The sequence below is a fragment of the Variovorax paradoxus genome, assembly GCF_024734665.1.
Lineage (GTDB): Bacteria > Pseudomonadota > Gammaproteobacteria > Burkholderiales > Burkholderiaceae_C > Variovorax.
Genome location: NZ_CP102931.1, coordinates 1619386 through 1634680, shown reverse-complemented (window position 1 = coordinate 1634680; position 15295 = coordinate 1619386). Strand labels below are relative to the sequence as shown.

Annotated in this window: 18 protein-coding genes; 2 read left to right on the top strand and 16 right to left on the bottom strand. The window is 62.5% G+C overall.

Going from position 1 to position 15295, the window contains the following annotated elements:
• Window positions 1–15: 15 nt before the first annotated feature.
• Entirely contained in the window at window positions 16–939 is a 924-nt protein-coding gene (argC, locus tag NWF24_RS07615) for an N-acetyl-gamma-glutamyl-phosphate reductase (protein ID WP_258353661.1), read from the bottom strand.
• 82 nt (window positions 940–1021) lie between these two features.
• Here argC and NWF24_RS07610 point away from each other — a divergent pair, with 82 nt between their 5' ends.
• The gene (locus NWF24_RS07610; RefSeq protein WP_258353660.1) at window positions 1022–1915 is read left to right on the top strand and encodes a LysR family transcriptional regulator; all 894 of its coding nucleotides are present in this window, start codon (window positions 1022–1024) and stop codon (window positions 1913–1915) included.
• 29 nt (window positions 1916–1944) lie between these two features.
• Here the strand turns inward: NWF24_RS07610 and NWF24_RS07605 are convergent, their stop codons facing one another.
• The 11 genes from NWF24_RS07605 to NWF24_RS07555 all read right to left on the bottom strand — a co-directional run bounded on the left by NWF24_RS07605 (window position 1945) and on the right by NWF24_RS07555 (window position 10049).
• Entirely contained in the window at window positions 1945–2235 is a 291-nt protein-coding gene (locus NWF24_RS07605) for a DUF1330 domain-containing protein (RefSeq protein WP_258353659.1), read from the bottom strand.
• 80 nt (window positions 2236–2315) lie between these two features.
• Window positions 2316–3584, bottom strand: a complete 1269-nt coding sequence (locus NWF24_RS07600; protein WP_258353658.1) for a TCR/Tet family MFS transporter — start codon at window positions 3582–3584, stop codon at window positions 2316–2318.
• Window positions 3585–3591: 7 nt separating this feature from the next.
• Window positions 3592–4479, bottom strand: coding sequence for a rhamnosyltransferase (locus tag NWF24_RS07595; RefSeq protein WP_258353657.1), 888 nt, complete (start codon window positions 4477–4479; stop codon window positions 3592–3594).
• Window positions 4480–4970: 491 nt separating this feature from the next.
• The gene (locus NWF24_RS07590) at window positions 4971–5243 is read right to left on the bottom strand and encodes an immunity protein Tsi6 family protein (protein ID WP_258353656.1); all 273 of its coding nucleotides are present in this window, start codon (window positions 5241–5243) and stop codon (window positions 4971–4973) included.
• A gap of 80 nt (window positions 5244–5323) precedes the next feature.
• The gene (locus tag NWF24_RS07585) at window positions 5324–5869 is read right to left on the bottom strand and encodes a hypothetical protein (protein WP_258353655.1); all 546 of its coding nucleotides are present in this window, start codon (window positions 5867–5869) and stop codon (window positions 5324–5326) included.
• A gap of 673 nt (window positions 5870–6542) precedes the next feature.
• Window positions 6543–6857, bottom strand: coding sequence for a 1-deoxy-D-xylulose-5-phosphate synthase (locus NWF24_RS07580; RefSeq protein WP_258353654.1), 315 nt, complete (start codon window positions 6855–6857; stop codon window positions 6543–6545).
• Window positions 6858–7189: 332 nt separating this feature from the next.
• Window positions 7190–7915 (bottom strand): DUF6348 family protein, encoded by a 726-nt coding sequence (locus NWF24_RS07575; protein ID WP_258353653.1) that lies wholly within the window; start codon window positions 7913–7915, stop codon window positions 7190–7192.
• Between the two features lie 123 nt (window positions 7916–8038).
• Window positions 8039–8485: an SRPBCC family protein gene (locus NWF24_RS07570; protein WP_258353652.1), complete on the bottom strand. Its 447-nt coding sequence runs from the start codon at window positions 8483–8485 to the stop codon at window positions 8039–8041.
• 45 nt (window positions 8486–8530) lie between these two features.
• Entirely contained in the window at window positions 8531–8671 is a 141-nt protein-coding gene (locus NWF24_RS07565; RefSeq protein ID WP_258353651.1) for a hypothetical protein, read from the bottom strand.
• A gap of 15 nt (window positions 8672–8686) precedes the next feature.
• Entirely contained in the window at window positions 8687–9223 is a 537-nt protein-coding gene (locus NWF24_RS07560) for a GrpB family protein (RefSeq protein ID WP_258353650.1), read from the bottom strand.
• Window positions 9224–9254: 31 nt separating this feature from the next.
• Window positions 9255–10049: an AraC family transcriptional regulator gene (locus tag NWF24_RS07555; RefSeq protein WP_258353649.1), complete on the bottom strand. Its 795-nt coding sequence runs from the start codon at window positions 10047–10049 to the stop codon at window positions 9255–9257.
• A 69-nt stretch (window positions 10050–10118) separates the two neighbouring features.
• On the opposite strand from NWF24_RS07555, the gene NWF24_RS07550 reads away from it, so the two are divergent.
• Window positions 10119–11366: an MFS transporter gene (locus NWF24_RS07550; RefSeq protein ID WP_258353648.1), complete on the top strand. Its 1248-nt coding sequence runs from the start codon at window positions 10119–10121 to the stop codon at window positions 11364–11366.
• A 30-nt stretch (window positions 11367–11396) separates the two neighbouring features.
• Here the strand turns inward: NWF24_RS07550 and NWF24_RS07545 are convergent, their stop codons facing one another.
• From NWF24_RS07545 to NWF24_RS07530, 4 genes are all read right to left on the bottom strand, one after another.
• Entirely contained in the window at window positions 11397–12266 is an 870-nt protein-coding gene (locus NWF24_RS07545; protein WP_258353647.1) for an alpha/beta hydrolase, read from the bottom strand.
• A 22-nt stretch (window positions 12267–12288) separates the two neighbouring features.
• The gene (locus NWF24_RS07540) at window positions 12289–13437 is read right to left on the bottom strand and encodes a DUF4419 domain-containing protein (RefSeq protein ID WP_258353646.1); all 1149 of its coding nucleotides are present in this window, start codon (window positions 13435–13437) and stop codon (window positions 12289–12291) included.
• Window positions 13438–13515: 78 nt separating this feature from the next.
• A complete protein-coding gene (locus NWF24_RS07535; RefSeq protein WP_258353645.1) occupies window positions 13516–13953 on the bottom strand; it encodes a hypothetical protein in 438 nt (145 codons plus the stop codon).
• Entirely contained in the window at window positions 13950–15290 is a 1341-nt protein-coding gene (locus NWF24_RS07530; RefSeq protein ID WP_258353644.1) for an adenylosuccinate synthetase, read from the bottom strand. The genes NWF24_RS07535 and NWF24_RS07530 overlap by 4 nt, the downstream gene beginning before the upstream one ends.
• Window positions 15291–15295 lie beyond the last annotated feature (5 nt).

Sequence of the window (15295 nt, the reverse complement as noted above, 5' to 3'; positions counted from 1 at the left end):
TCACAAAGTGGGCTACTAAGCGCTCGCCATCAATCGCAGGTTCTGCACGGCCGCGCCCGCAGCACCTTTGCCCAGATTGTCGAGAACCGCGCTCAAGACGATCTGACCTGTGCGTTCATTGAATGCCACAGCCAGACTCATGTCGTTCGAGCCGTTGTGGACTTGCGGATCCAGTTCGGCCATTGGCGCGGCAGACGACATCGGCAGCACGCGCACATGCGCCGCATCGCGGTATCGTTCCGCAAGGCATTCGTGGATGCGCACGCCCGAAGCATCAGAGGGAAGCATCCGCGCGTGCAATCCGATGGTGAGCACGATGCCCTGCCGGTAGCTGCCATAGGCCGGCACGAAGATGGGCCGCTGCGCCAAGCCGCCATAGGCCTCGATTTCCGCGACGTGCTTGTGCTCGAGTGCAAGGCCATAGACCTTCAGCGAATGCGCTCCTGCGCCGCCAGCTGCGGCCTCGTGCGCTTCCGCCCCCGCCCTGCCCTGACCCGAATAGCCTGAGACGGCATGGATGACCAGCGGATAGTCGGTGGGCAACAAGTCCGCATCCGTCAACGGTCGCAGCAGGGCGACCGCGGCGGTGGGATAGCAGCCCGGATTCGTGACCCGCAGTGCCGAGGCGATACGTTCGCCTTGCCGTGCATCGAGCTCCGGCAGGCCGTAGACCCAACCCGGACTGGTACGGTGGGCCGAGCTGGCATCGATGACGCGCACGGCAGGGTTATCGATCATCGCCACCGCGTCGCGCGCCGCGGCATCGGGCAGGCAAAGGATTGCGATGTCGCACTCGTTGAGAGCGGCCCGGCGGGCAGCCGCATCCTTGCGCAGGCTTGTCGGCAATGTGCGGATGCGAAATTCCCCGCCCCGCAGGCGGTTCTGCAGGTCAAGGCCGGTGGTGCCCTGGTCGCCGTCGATGAAGATATTGAGGTCCATGGAGCGCAATCGTAGGGATACGACCTCGATGGCTCCAGCTAAATATATGGAACCCCAGATTAAGAAAAGTTAAATTAGCCATATGCGGGAACTGAGCCTTGACCATCTGCGCACCCTTGTCGCCATCGCCGACCTCGGGTCTTTGGCCAATGCTGCGCGCGCCCTTCACCTGGCGGCACCCACCGTCACCGTCCAGATTGCGGAACTGGAGTCGCGCCTGGGTGGCCAGTTGCTCGTTCGCGGGCGGGGGCCCGCGCAAGCGACCGCCTTGGGAGAGCGCTTCATCGCGCGTGCCCGCAGGCTGCTGGCGGACGCGGACGACGCAGTGGAGGACGTTCGACGTCAGCTCGCCGGCCAAACGGGCCGCGTGCGGGTGGGAGCCTCGACAGGCGCCATTGCGCACCTGCTGCCGCCCGCGCTCGAACGTCTTGCCCGGAACCATCCCGGCATCGACGTGAACGTGCAGGTGCTGACCTCCAACGACAGCATGGCCCGGCTCGCCGCAGGCAGCCTTGACTTGGCGGTCGTGGCGCTACCGCAGGCGCCTGTGCGGGGCGTTCATGTCACTCCCCTGCGGCGCGAGTCTGTCGTCGCCTTTCTGCCGGCGGACTGGAAAGCACCCAAGCGGCTTACCCCGCAGTGGCTGGCCCAGCGTCCGCTGATCATGAACGACTCTTCCACACGTCTCTACCGGCTGACAGCGGAATGGTTCTCTGCGGCTGGCGTCCATTGTCGGCCGCGCATCGAGCTCAACTACAACGATGCGATCAGGACACTGGTCGCCGCCGGCTACGGAGCGGCCTTGCTGCCGGAGGAATCGCACGAGCCCGCGCGGCGTGATCCTCGCATCGCAGTCCGCCCGCTCAGCCCGGCACTATGGCGGCAGCTCGGTCTCGCGGTCAGTGACCGAGGCGCCAGCGGCCCGACACGCTTCGTCCTGGAGGCGTTGCTGCCTTCGAGGGACTCGGCTGCCTGAGTCGGCACCGGGCCCTGGCCCGCCGTTGCTCAAACCCCTTCGATGATCCGTAGATCCCGTTCGGCACCGTCGCCCAGAGCGACAAGCGCGGCTTGGTAGTCAGGGCTGTCATGCGTGGACGTAGCTTGCTCGATGCTGTCGAACTCGATCAACACCGTGCGTTCGGACAAACCGAACTCGTAGACCTTGGCGGGCAGGCCACGCGCCAGAAAGCGCCCACCGCCGGCGGTGATCGCCGGGCCGGCCAGCTTCGCATAGGCTGCAAGTTTGTCGGCGTCCTTGACGGCACGGTACGCACTGACCCAATAGGCTTTTGCCATGGTGACTTCTCTCTTGTTGCTGAGTGAACAATATAGCTTCCGTTGCCCATGACCTTGCCGGCATAGTCGAGAAGGCCGTGCTAGGTCGGCTCGACTACCGCTGTTGTTGCGTCCACCGCCACCGTCGGCCGTGCGTAGCGCCACGCGATCAGCGCGCCAATGCCCAGGAACACCGCGGCAATGAAAAACGGTGCGCCTGGCAAGTGCACCGGTGCGTCCGCGCCGATGAAATAACCGAAGCTGCCGGCGAACATCGCTGGCCCGACGATACCTGCCACTGACACCAGGCTCGTCAACGCGCCCTGAACGCGACCTTGCTCGTTAGCGTCGACCTGCCTGGTGAGCAGCGTCTGTGCCGCCGGTCCGGCGACCGTCAACAACGTGCCGAACGGCAGCGCAGCCACAAGGACCCAGCCTGCATCGGCGAAGCCGTAGATAACGAAACCGAGCACGCCGCAACCCAGCCCGAACAACAGGGTGCGGTGCTCGCCGAAGCGCTTCACGCCTGGCCCGATCAGCAGCACGTTGACCAGCACGCTGAGCACGCCTACCAGTCCGAGCACCCAACCCACGGCGTCTTCCTTCCAGCGGTATTGGTAGTCGGCGAACAGCACGAACACGCTGGGATAAACATACTGCGCGAGGTTCACAAGGAAGATCACTGCCGCCAGCCCGAACACCTGCGGATAGCGCTTCAGCAGCACCAGCGATCCGATCGGGTTGGCATGCGACCAGTCGAACTTCTGGCTGCGCTGCTCCGGCGGCAGCGACTCCGGCAACACGAACCATCCGTAGCAGAAGTTGAGCATGGTCAGGCCGGCCGCGAACCAGAACGGCAAGCGTGAATCGATGTGGCTCAGTTGGCCGCCGAGCACCGGCCCGAGCACCAAGCCGACACCGAACGCCGCGCCCACTATGCCGTAGCTTTTGGCGCGCTCCTCTGGCGCCGTCACATCGGCGATGTAGGCATTGGCTGCAGTGAGGCTGGCCGAGAACACACCGGACACCACCCGGCCGATGAACAGCCAGGGCAAGCTGTTGGCCAGGGCCATGAACACAAAGTCCACGGCCAGCCCCAGGCATGACAGCAGGATCACCGGCCGCCGCCCGAAGCGATCGGACAAGGCGCCCTGAATCGGCGAGCAGATGAACTGAATCGCCGCAAACGCCGTGCCGAACACTGCGATCCAGTACGCCGCTGTCGCGGTACTGCCGCCAGCGAGGCGCTCCACCAGATGCGGCAGACCAGGAAGAATCAACCCGAACGCCAGGAAGTCGATCAGCACGGTCACGAATATGAAAGCGAGCGCGGCACGGCGGGCGCGCGGCGCTTGAAGGGTCGAAGTCATCGCGAGTTCAACCGCTGCGGCTCAGGTACTTGCTCATCCGGGGACGCGCCTCGCGGATGCCGCCAAGCCGACCCAGCAGGCCATCGAATAAGCCGACCATCAGTGCAATGCACTTTCTCAAACGATCGCGCTCGAACATCAGCATGGGCAGGATCTGCTTCAGCGTATAGACGTTGATGAACAAAATCGCAGGAAAGGCACGCACATGCGCCAGCGAGAGGTCGAGGGCGTTGCGCGCAATGTAATAGCGGCGCACGGCCGAATAGTTGATGACGTAGATCTTCCAACCGAACAGCGACTTCGCCTGGAGATCGCCGATCTGATGCCGAAGCACGACCTGCGGATTCAGATAGATCGGTACATCGCAGTGCAGTGCACGCATGCAATAGTCGGTGTCGACGTGGTCGATCACGTAGCGCTCGTCGAAGCGACCGATCCTGGCCCAGGCCGCGCGCGAAATCAAAGAGCCAGAAGAGATCAGGAAGGCGCAGCGAACCAGCGGCTCGGTGAAGGGCTTTCGCAGGTCGAACTGATAGACACGCTTGCCCTCCAGGCCGAATTGCGGAATCAGCGCGTCCAGGTTCGTGTCGTGGACGAGCGGGCCGATCAGGAAGGCGGCGTCTTCTTCGCTCACGCCGGCATCGCCTGTGCCTCGGTCGTGTTTCCTGTCTCGTGCTGCCACCGCGGCCTGGCACATGGCGTCGAAGTAGCCGGTCGGCAGCTCCGAATCCTGGTCGAGCAGAAAGAAGAGTTCGACGCCCCGCGCTTCGAGTTCGACGATGCCGCAGTTGAAAGCACCTGCGATGCCGCCACGGTTGCCGTTGTGCAGCACGGGGATCCCCGCATCAATGAGCGTGCGATGCCAGTCGCCCACTTCTGGCGTGTTGTCGACCACGCAAAGGCGCGGGCACGCCTGTGCAAGCGAATGGAGGTTCGTCAGTTGCCCGTCGGTGGGGAAATAAGTGACGACAACGGCACCGAACGAAAAGGACATCGCGATCTATCCAGAGTGACAGGCGTTCGGAGTGTGGGCCCGAACCGATGACAATTTCAAGCGTTGTTACGGGCGCGGATCGATATGCCGCTCCGGTGGTTGGTTTTGCGCAAAAGCGATACGCGATCGAGCTCACCGAAGTACTAGTCTGGTGCGATGAATGGCGAGGAGAGGTTGCGAGTTCCTGTCCGCGTTCATAACAAAGTATGAGTGCGGCTTGCTTGAGCGTCTTGCCGCCCTAGCAAGACGTCACGTCCATCTGAAGGAAGTGGCGCAGTGGTCGGATAGATACGAAAAAAGTTGGTGCGGCAATCGACGTCGATACCGGCAAAGTATCCCTTTGCATCAACAAAGACACAGAACGAAAACGGATTCTGGCTGGATTCAGCCTGTCAGCACCGCCCCAACTTTGCTTGCATCAGGCCTTGAACATCGTTGATGAGGGCCGCGAGTTCGGGCCGGTCCCCGTACATATCGAACTCGCGAACGGCGATGAGGCCCATCGAGAACGAACCTGGCCGGTCGTTCTGAGAGCCACCCAGAACGAAGTTTCGGCACCACCTAAGTTGGCGCTCTATGCTTATGGCCGGCTCGAACGACTGCGCGGCCATGGGCCGAATCTCAGCGAGGGCAGCGTCGATCTTCTCGAGAAGTGCTTCTTTCATGCTTCATCCGAAGTGCGAGGTTCCAGGTCCGCTTGTGGGCCGAACGCCGACCAATCGCCCCGCCGGCCTTTGACGGCTGTTCAATCCGCTAACTTTATCGACCGTTCCATCAGTTCCACCATGGGCATCCAGGTCGCGCGCTCTCTGTCTTGCATCTGGAACGTCACACGGAAGTTGTGGTCACTTGTTGCCACGATGTACTGCCGTACATAGAGATCGCCTCTCGGCGTCGTCTGCACCGCCTCGCTGAACAGTGCGGGGCGTCCCGCTAGCGTAACTCGCCGCAAAGGTGAAAGCTTGAGAAGTTCCATGCCCAACGAGCGGAGCGTGCTGCTCATGACCACTTCGGCCTGCTTTGAGTAGGCACGAAGATCCTCTTCAGTGGCTTTTGCAATAGTGGCTTCGGAGGTGTTGGGAGGCTGGCTCACGATGCGCACGCTCGTACCGAACGGCTGGGGCCCAGCCTGGCGCGCAAGTAGCGTGGTCACCATCGACTCTTTTTGGGCGATGCGCCCAGCGTCCCCGGAGGTCGACGCCATTTTTCCGAGTAGTGCTTGGCGTCCCGCTGTGTTGGACGCTATCCAGTCGATCGGCGCGTCAATAGAAACGCCGTGTTCGAGCTTCATGGGTGATAGCTTGCCGTCCCGCTCGGACGGGGTTTGCGCCAGACCAATTGCACACGCCAGAGCAAGGCTCAGCGTCACGACGGCCCGGCCACGGATTCCAATTCGCATGCGCGCTCCCCGTAGTCGAGGCGCATCGTACTCGAAGGCAGGCTTCCAGCGGTCCAACGCACCCTTGCCCGGAAGCTTCGAACGCCCACTACCGGGCGAGCTGAGTCGAGTTTCCGAGCGACTGGGCCTCGGCCGGATTCCGCCTATAGTCCAGCGCATGCATGGCTCACGACTGGAGATGTTCCGCTCGAGCCTGCCTGCGGTTCAGCTTCCAGGTCGACGCGGAAGATGCAAGAGTAGGGCGGCCACAGGTTGTCTCTCTGACTTGAGCACTGCAGCATCGCCTTCTTGCTCGATGGAACCTCAGGGGCTGCAGTACAGGTATAGCCTTGCAGAGCCAACTTCTGAGCCAATTTTGCAGGCGGCGCTCCCTTGGAAGCTGTCAAGACGGCATCAAGCTTTTGACTTTCCCTCACTTCGATGGGAGCACATCCGCTTGTCACCAATAACACCGCGGAAAGAACTAGTGCCCGCCGAGCTATCGAGCGGGACTTCTGCATATTTGCTGCTGGCATGGTTTGAAGTTTGCTGCTTGGTAGAACCCCTGGGTCGCGCCTACCGGCACTCACGCGAGTTGCTTCTCACCCCCGCATAGCACCGCCTCCCCGCGAATCTTCGACCAATACTCGTCTCGAACGTCATCGTCTATGACGGGCCGAATGTGCGTCGCATAGAGGGCGTCTTTCCCGTCCCGTCGAGGCCCCGAAATCCAATAGTGCTCGCCGGTTTCAACGTCGAAATAGTTCGACTTGAAGCCGCTTCCCTTCAGGCTGCGAAAGGCCTTTCCTCCGTAGTACAGGGTTGCCCCCGACTTGGAACTGGTGACTCGGCCGATGCGGGCCGGTCCTGTCAGGCCGCCCGACTTCGCTTCGATGTACATGATTCGGCTCTTCATCAGGTCGCGCTCCCATTGTGAAGAAGTGGAGAAGAAACCCGACGCCACGACTTCGTTGTACTCAAGCCGCCATTGTGGGCTGAAGAAAAGTTATTCCCGCAAATCGAGACTTCCTAGGGAACATCTGAACAACGTGCTCTGGCTCGCGGCGGAGTTGGCGCAAGAGGCAGCGGCGTTGTTTCAGGAGAGCGCGCGCTGTTGAGGAGCAGTTGCATGACCTCCGCCACGTACGCGGCAAGCGGCATGGCACGCGGGTCGGATGCCTGGCTGTCGCCCGTGAGTTCCGTCTGCACATAGGGCGGCGCCAGCTCGAGCGACTACACCCCACCGATCACAAAGAACAATTTCGCCATCGTAAATTCGCCGGAGGCTGGCCACTTGAAAGCGGAGAGCCGTCGCGTAATGCGCTCGTCCTGCATGCCGTTGACCGTGAACACCACCTGCTCCACCTTCCCCTTGACGATCAGAACAACCAGCTTCGCCCATTGCAGTTCCTTTGTCGGGGAGCTGTTCCGCAACTCCGCAGCGATCAACTGCTCGATCTGCTTCTGGGTGGCCTCATTGATCGACACACCCCGCTGCCCCCACTCGGACAAGAAAATCCGGCGCCGAGTGCCGTTGATCTCCCATGCATCCTTTCTGACATGAGAGTCGGCATGATCGAAGAGCTCTGCGTAGATCGGGTGCAGCGTCGTAAGACAGAAGTTCTGCAGCGAGTCTTTGAACGCTTCCTCGGCGGTGCTCCCTATGCCCACGACAAAATCGTCGAGCCGACGCCCATCCTTGAACGTGATGGAAACCCGGGATTCGACCGAGTACAACTTGCTGGAGGAAAACTCCTTTGCCTCATGGATCTCACCGTCGAGAAGTACCCCTTGCGCGGGGAAGAAGAGCCCATTCGGCTTCTTCTCGAATTTCGTGAAGTTGTGGGCCTTGAGCCAGAGTTCGAAATAGGAATTGACGTACTCGCGCCCCTGTCCTGCGTTTGCCACGCTGCTCAATAACACGATGAGGGTTGCAAAAAGACGGATCACAGGGTGCATTGAATTACCCTTTCCTCTGAAGTTTTGGTTAGCAAATTCTGGCCAGTTCGCAACGCCCTCCTCCAGAGAGGTGAGAGGTGGCACCACCTGGCCAAGGCTGAGCACAAGCTCAAAGCGGCCCCCTCAACCCGGAATATTCGGCTCCACCAACTGGGCCAGCGCGACAAGCGACTCCTGCCAGCCCAGGTAGCACATCTCGACAGGAATGACATCGGGGATGCCTTCCTGCACGACGGACATTTCAGTGCCGCAGGACACAGGGGTCAGCGTCACGGTGGTCTTCATGGTGCCTGGCAGGTTGGGGTCGTCGAACGTGGCGTCGTATGCAATGCGCTGGCCGGGAACGAGCTCCAGGTACTTCCCGCCGAACGAGTGGCTGTGGCCCGTACCAAAGGTGGTGAACGACATGCGCCAGGCGCCTCCGACCACGGGCTCCATGCTGTGGACTTTTCCGGTGAATCCGAATGGTGGCAGCCAGCGCTCGAAAGCACCGGGCTCGACGAAGGCACGGTAGAGCCGGTCCGGCGGAGCGCGCAGCACGCGGTGCAGACGGACGGTGTTGGTAGCCATGGTTGTGTTCTCCTGAAGTGAAGAGGATGAGCCTCGTTCCGAGGCTCACGGAAAGGAATGGCCCTGGTCGGCAGGCGCTTTTGCGACAGTTGCGGCGTCGGGCAAGGGGTCATCGGCGTCGTGGAGATGCCTGTACAAGGCCAGAAGATCCTTGAGTTCCGAAGCGCCAATTTGATGAACTTCCATGCATCCGTCCTTTGTTCAGGCCCTCGGAATCTGCGCCTCTATCTCCTTGATCACGGCCTCTTTCTCCCGGTTGTAGACCTGGGGATTGGCCGGGTCTACCGCGTGGGCGCGATCCTTTGCTTCTTCGTATCTTCTGCGCAGATCCGGGCGGCGGCTGAGTATGTCGATGAAGGCCAGCGAATCCTTGTGAACAGGATCGCCGCGATGACAGATGTGCATGTTGACGTTGAAGCGCCGCCCTTCGTGCAAGACGGAGCCACAGACATACGGCTTCTCATCCCTGTCGACCCAGACCGGCCGACGGTGAAAGCCGATGCGCTCGAACGCCCTCTGCTCTTCCCGAAGGTCATCGCGAGACGTGATCGCCGTGATGTCGATCATCGGCTTGCCACGCAGTCCGACCACCGCCGTGCTCCCGATGTGCACGAGTTCCACGTCGCTCAGATGCATTCGCACGTACTCTTGCACCCCGGCGAAGACTCGGGCGTATGCAGCGTCATACGGAACGATATTCCGGTGCTCAAGGCCTTCGTCGAATGCGTCGATCTTCATGGCTCGTTCTGATGATGATTACCGCGAGGGCTCAGCCTTCGGCAAAGAACTGGCTGGGCGTCTGGTCGAATTGCTTGCGGAACATTGTGGCAAAGGCACTGGGGCTTTCGTAACCCAGCGCAAGGGCAACGTCGATGACTTTCTCGCCGGCCGCCAGCAGCTCCAGCGCCCGCAGCAGCCGAGCCTGCTGTCGCCATTGACCGAAGGTCATGCCGGTCTCGTTCACGAACAGGCGCTGGATCGTCTTCACATTCACCGCAAGGCGCCGCGCCCAATCGGCCATGGTGGAGGAGTCGTCCAGTTGCTGCTGCAGCAGTTCGCAGATCTGCAGCAGCCGCGGGTCGGAGGGCATGTGCAGATGCAGTGGTAGCACCGGCAAGGCACGCAGCTCGTCCAGAATCAAGCGCATGACGCGGCCGTCGCGGGTGCCGGGCACGTAAGGCTGCTGCACCTCCATGGCGGCTCGAATGAGTTCGCGCAACAGGGGCGATATGCCCACCGCCCGGGTTTCGCCCAGCAGTTTGGGGGCGGCATCGGTCGCCACCTGCAGGCTGCGCATGTGCACTTCCCCGATGCAGCGGATCTCGTGGGTCATGCCGGCCAGCATCCAGATGGCACGAGTCGGCGGCACCACCCAGCGGCCCGCCCGGGCCTGCACCACCATGACGCCGCGCACGGCATAGATCAGCTGGTGCTTGGTGTGCGCATGCGGCTCGATGTACCAGCCGCTTGGGTAGTCGGTGGCCCGGCCGGTGACGGGCGTAGGCGCCTCATCGATCTCCTTGAGCACCTGAGGCAGGGCCTTGGGCTTGCGAGATGAGTCCATGTCCTTTTCGCGAGGGTTTCTGGTGGATTGGCGCGAGACAGGCGCTGCGGTGCTTTCGATAATTCTCCCATGACAACCTCCGCAGCAGCATCCTTGGACACCAGTGCCACGCCGACCGGCGCGGCCAGCGATCCGGCCTCTCTTTCTCAAAAAGCCAAGCCGGCCTTCGGCATCCTCGCCGGCATCAGCAGCTCGCACATGATCAACGACATGATGCAGTCGCTGATCCTGGCGATGTATCCCATCCTGAAAGGTGAGTTCTCGTTGAGCTTTACCCAGATCGGGCTGATCACGCTGACCTATCAGCTGACCGCATCGCTGCTGCAGCCGCTGGTGGGCCTGTTCACCGACCGCCGGCCGCAGCCGTATTCGCTGCCCTTCGGAATGATGTCCACGCTGATTGGCCTGATGCTGCTGGCCTTCGCGCCCAGCTTCGGCTTTGTGCTGCTGGCCGCGGCATTCGTGGGCATCGGCTCGTCCATCTTCCATCCGGAGTCGTCGCGCATCGCGCGGCTGGCTTCGGGAGGGCAGCACGGCTTCGCGCAATCGGTGTTCCAGGTGGGCGGCAACACGGGCACGGCCATTGGGCCGCTGCTGGCTGCCGCCGTCATCGTGCCCTTCGGCCAGCGCAGCGTGGCCTGGTTCGGGTTGGCGGCATTGCTGGGCATCGTCCTGCTGATGCAGGTGAGCCGCTGGTATGCCGCGCACCATGTTGCCACCGCCGGCCGCAAGAAGCCGGCCGCCGCGGCGCCGTATCCGCCCAAGGTGGTGATGGGCGCCATCGCGGTGCTGCTGGTGCTGATCTTCTCCAAGTACTTCTACGTGGCGGGCATCAGCAGCTTCTACACGTTCTACCTGATGGAGCGCTTCGGCCTGACGGTGCAGAACGCGCAGCTGCACCTGTTCTTCTTCCTCTTCGCCTCGGCGCTGGGCACGCTGCTTGGCGGGCCCGTTGGCGATCGCATCGGCCGCAAGCCGGTGATCTGGGTGTCCATTCTTGGCGTGGCGCCGTTCGCGCTCCTGCTGCCGCATGCCGATCTGTTCTGGACCACGGCACTGACCGTCGTGATCGGGCTTGTGCTGTCCTCGGCCTTCTCGGCGATCCTGGTCTATGCGCAAGAGCTGATGCCGGGCAAGGTGGGCATGGTGTCGGGCCTGTTCTTCGGCTTCGCGTTCGGAATGGGCGGGCTGGGCGCCGCGGTGCTGGGCATCTTCGCAGACCACACCAGCATCGCCTTCGTCTACCAGACCATCGCCTACCTGCCGCTGCTGGGCGTGGTGGCGGCTCTGCTGCCCAAAGGCACCCGCCGAGCCTGACCGATGGAAGAAGGGGACCGGCTTGCGCTGCTAGTCGATGAACCTCGCCACGATGTCCTCGAAGGACGGCAAGTCCATCTGCGTGTGGCCGCCCGGATAGCCCTTCACGCTCAGCTGCAGGCCCTTGTAGTTGCGACTGGCGATCTGGTCGTACATCGCGGTGATCACCGTTCCTCCGACGTTGCCGATGCCATATCCGAGCAGCAAGGTCACGGGGATGTCCCGCCCGCTGCTGCTCGCGTACATCTGGCTTTCGAGCGGATCGATCTGGTCGTGTGCGCCGTTGAAGGGCGCCTCGGAAGAGAAGAAATACTGGAAGGTGAATTGGCTCGCGCCCTCCATGAAGAAGGCGCATGCGACAAAGATGCCGCCGTTCGACAAACCCGAGAGCATGCGTTTGGCCGGGTTGGCACGGTAGTTCGATTCGACATACGGCACCAGTTGGCCGGTGAGGAAGTCGTGGTACGCCTTGGCACCCGGCATCAGATAGTCGGTGTTGCGGCGCGCGGTGCCGCCGATGCCAACGACGATCGCCTTCTTGCCCGCCGCCTCGAGGATGTCCGTGAAGTTCTTGAAGCGCGTCACGCTGTTGTTGTAGACGGCGTCGCCATCGGTGATGTAGATCGCGGGATAGGACGACGTCGCGCTGTCGTATCCGGCCGGCAGATAGAACTGGATGGGATAGGTCGCGCCCGTGGCATCCGACTTCATCGAGATGCTGACCACCCGGCCGCTCGAGGTGTTCGCGGGCGGCGGTGTGGTGACTACAGGAGCTACGGGCAATACCGCTGCGCCGCCCCCTCCGCCACCACCGCCTCCTCCGCCGCAGCCTGAAAGACCCAGCAGCAGGGCGCAGCCCGCTGTGAACATGAGCCTGCGAAGAATCCCTCTTGTCTCCATGTCGCGTTCCTTGATGATGGTTTTAGTGGAAGCCAGACTGTCCCGTGACTTCATCGAGAACAGGCACTGGCTCGGCAAGCGGGCTGGCGGCCTCATCAACCGCCAGCTCATGCACCACCGCCCATCCAAAGCTCGCCGACAGCGCGCCGGTGTCACCATCCTGCGCGACGCCGAACATACCCGCTACAAATCGCAGCTCTTTCTTCGAGCCGTTCAGCAGATCGATGCAGCGCAAGGGCGCGCTGGCCAGCGCCTGCGGCACCGCATGGATGCCAGGGCCTTCTGATGGCACGTCGTAACGCAGCCATCCCGTGCGCGCATTCGCAGCGTCGAAGTGCGCCTTCCAGTTGCCCAGGTACTTGTTTGGCCCAAGCGCCTTGGTTCTCCAATCGACGATCAGGTAGGGGAACAAGGTAACGATCCAGCCGGTCAGCTCGGAGGGCCCCGAACCACTCTGGTAGCGAAAGAAAGAGCGCCAGAAATCGATGTCGACCTCGCCCGCTGCAGCGCGCTGGATCTTGTCCAGAACACCGCAGAGCGTTTCACCCCACTCCTCGAGCCCGTAGGTCGCGAGCTGCTTCACACGCGGGATCATCGAAGCCCAGTCTTCCGGGGTGCCGAGCAGCGTAATCTCAGGAATGCCGCAACCGCAGCGCACCTCATAGTCGAAGTACCCCTCGAAGGTTTCCATCAGGCACACGTCGAACGCGGCTGCCTCGGTAGGTGTGGTGGTCGAGAAGCGGGCACCGACAACGTCCCTCAGCTCGCCCACATGTTCACCGATCTGAGCGGAGAAAGCATCGAAGACTTCGGGCCATGGGTTCGGCTGGCCGAGAACGAAGTCTGCTCTTTCAACAACGAGTGTTTTCTTGCCTTCATGCGCGACGAATCGCGACCGGAGCGCTTCAACGTTCTGCCCCACATGCGTCGCAAAACCCTGGGCAATGCAGAACCAGATGTCGTCTGGTCGGATGACCAGGGGATGGTGATCGTAGAAGGCGTCGTGCGCTGCCTTCACCAAGGCATGCTGTGTATCGCATGAGACGAGACGAGAGGCCGCGCAGTACAGGTCTTCGACAGGCTTGGCGAGCAGGCTGCGGATGCTTTCCTGCGCATCGAGCGTCTCGCATGGCCCGCCACGGGCCACATCGGAAACCACGAATTTCTTCATGCCTTGATCCCTTGTTTCATCTATTTTTTTACCAATGCGCAGATGCGTACGAACCGATCGGACGCGCATTCGACAAATTCAAAGCCTATCCCACACCTGGATCAATCCAACCAGATGGAAGATGCCGAACACGAGACAGATCGCCGAACTCCACACCCAGAAGGCCGTCAAGCGCCGCCGATCGAAGACGAACAACGCCAATACGACGAGCCCGCGCAACAGGTACACAGCCGTGATTGCAGGCAGCACGAACACCAGCAGCGGCAGCGGTTGCAGCACCCCTGCCCCCGAGAGCGCATACGCGGCCCACACCCCCAGCACGCACGCAATCAGCAACGTGACGATGGGCGGATACAGATGCCCGGCCGCCGCACCTGCGGCCATGCGCTCGCCCGCGCCGAAGAAGCGATACCACGCGGGCCCACCGAAGATCACGCAGATATGCAGCAGTGCGGCGATGGCGCTGAGTGCGGCGCCGACGATCAGGGGAATGTTGCAGGGCACGATGTCTTTCAAAGACGAATGATGGGCTTCAGTGCGCTCACCGCGTTCCGCATCGGGCCGAAGGCACCGTAGCGCACGGCAAGGCCGCTCAGGGTCTCGACGCGCTCGATCCATTCTTGCTGCGTGGCGATGGTGCCGGGCTCGTACAGCGGCTGCGCTGTGTGCAGCTGTTGCGTCAGGGCATGCTGGTGATCGAGGCCAGGCGCATCGCTGAGAGGCAGCGAGTCGAGCCGTGAACCATCTGCGCTGCGATAGCCCGAGCACCAGCGCAGGTTCGATCCTTCGATGGCGTCGAGATGGCTCGCCACAAGCCCATCAAGCTTGCCGACCACATCGAGCGCATACCTCAGCAGCACCGCATCCGGATGCCCTCGCCGAAACGCCCCTTGCCAGCCGTCGTCAGCGTTGTGCGGTTCGGCCAGCCACGCGTCGAGCGCGCGGTCGTGCGTGGGCAGCGGACCTGAGCCGTGGCGCGTGAGATAGCTGCGCAGCACGCCGAGGTGCTGCACGGGCGCATCGATGCTCATGTCGCGCAGCACCGCTTCGACCGCTGTGGTCGAGATGGTGCTCCACGTGGTGTGCGGATGAAACCCGCGCCACTCGTCGAGCAGCACGCCCTGCGCGCCTTCGAAGATCACTGTGCCGGGCTGCGCGAGGCGTTCAGCGATGCGGTCCGCGCTTGCGGGCGGCGACTGCTTCAGGCACGGCGCCACGGCATCCAGCCAGCGCTGTGCGAGCGTGTCGTCTCGAAGCATGGCGATCTCCTGCGCGGCATCGGCATGCGAGGGAACTGAGTTGGTTGCGAACTCGCGCAGCAGCGTGGTGCGCGAGGCTTCCAGTTTTTCAAGTGCGCGTGCGGGCTGCAGCAAGTCGCCGTAGAGCAAGGCTTCGTCGGGTGAAGCAAGCGCGTGCCGCACGGTCTCGCCAACACCCACGCCACAACTGCCATGCGCGCCCTCCCCTCGCACCCATTCGCGCAACCGCCCTGCAGCCTGGTGGAACGGGGTGGTCACGCGGCAGCGAGCGTCGATCAGCAAACACGAGAAGGCGTCCTCGACGCCCACACGGCGCAATGCCGCTTCCTCTACGCGCAGTGCCGTCGGGTGCACCACCACCGGGCTCGCAAGTACGGAGCCCACGCCCGCCTGAAAACTGCCGGCGCCGAACTGCGAGAAGGTGTGATGCCGACCGTCGGCCAGCACCACGTTGTGCCCGGCCTGCGCGCCGCCGTTGAAGCGCACCACGGTGTGGGCCTGCAACGCGCCGCACAGGTGGTCGGTAAAGAGTCCCTTGCCGCAGTCTCCGAATCCAAGGCCCAGCAGCGAGACGTAGCGCGTGGCGGCAGTCACACGGC

Excerpts from the sequence above, each read along its gene's own strand:
- NWF24_RS07560 (WP_258353650.1), bottom strand. The coding sequence starts at position 9,223 with ATGAAGATCGACGCATTCGACGAAGGCCTTGAGCACCGGAATATCGTT.
- NWF24_RS07565 (WP_258353651.1), bottom strand. The coding sequence starts at position 8,671 with ATGGAAGTTCATCAAATTGGCGCTTCGGAACTCAAGGATCTTCTGGCC.
- NWF24_RS07540 (WP_258353646.1), bottom strand. The coding sequence starts at position 13,437 with ATGAAGAAATTCGTGGTTTCCGATGTGGCCCGTGGCGGGCCATGCGAG.
- NWF24_RS07570 (WP_258353652.1), bottom strand. The coding sequence starts at position 8,485 with ATGGCTACCAACACCGTCCGTCTGCACCGCGTGCTGCGCGCTCCGCCG.
- argC (WP_258353661.1), bottom strand. The coding sequence starts at position 939 with ATGGACCTCAATATCTTCATCGACGGCGACCAGGGCACCACCGGCCTT.
- NWF24_RS07590 (WP_258353656.1), bottom strand. The coding sequence starts at position 5,243 with ATGAAAGAAGCACTTCTCGAGAAGATCGACGCTGCCCTCGCTGAGATT.
- NWF24_RS07575 (WP_258353653.1), bottom strand. The coding sequence starts at position 7,915 with ATGCACCCTGTGATCCGTCTTTTTGCAACCCTCATCGTGTTATTGAGC.
- NWF24_RS07580 (WP_258353654.1), bottom strand. The coding sequence starts at position 6,857 with ATGTACATCGAAGCGAAGTCGGGCGGCCTGACAGGACCGGCCCGCATC.
- NWF24_RS07555 (WP_258353649.1), bottom strand. The coding sequence starts at position 10,049 with ATGGACTCATCTCGCAAGCCCAAGGCCCTGCCTCAGGTGCTCAAGGAG.
- NWF24_RS07550 (WP_258353648.1), top strand. The coding sequence starts at position 10,119 with ATGACAACCTCCGCAGCAGCATCCTTGGACACCAGTGCCACGCCGACC.
- NWF24_RS07605 (WP_258353659.1), bottom strand. The coding sequence starts at position 2,235 with ATGGCAAAAGCCTATTGGGTCAGTGCGTACCGTGCCGTCAAGGACGCC.
- NWF24_RS07585 (WP_258353655.1), bottom strand. The coding sequence starts at position 5,869 with ATGAAGCTCGAACACGGCGTTTCTATTGACGCGCCGATCGACTGGATA.
- NWF24_RS07600 (WP_258353658.1), bottom strand. The coding sequence starts at position 3,584 with ATGACTTCGACCCTTCAAGCGCCGCGCGCCCGCCGTGCCGCGCTCGCT.
- NWF24_RS07545 (WP_258353647.1), bottom strand. The coding sequence starts at position 12,266 with ATGGAGACAAGAGGGATTCTTCGCAGGCTCATGTTCACAGCGGGCTGC.
- NWF24_RS07610 (WP_258353660.1), top strand. The coding sequence starts at position 1,022 with ATGCGGGAACTGAGCCTTGACCATCTGCGCACCCTTGTCGCCATCGCC.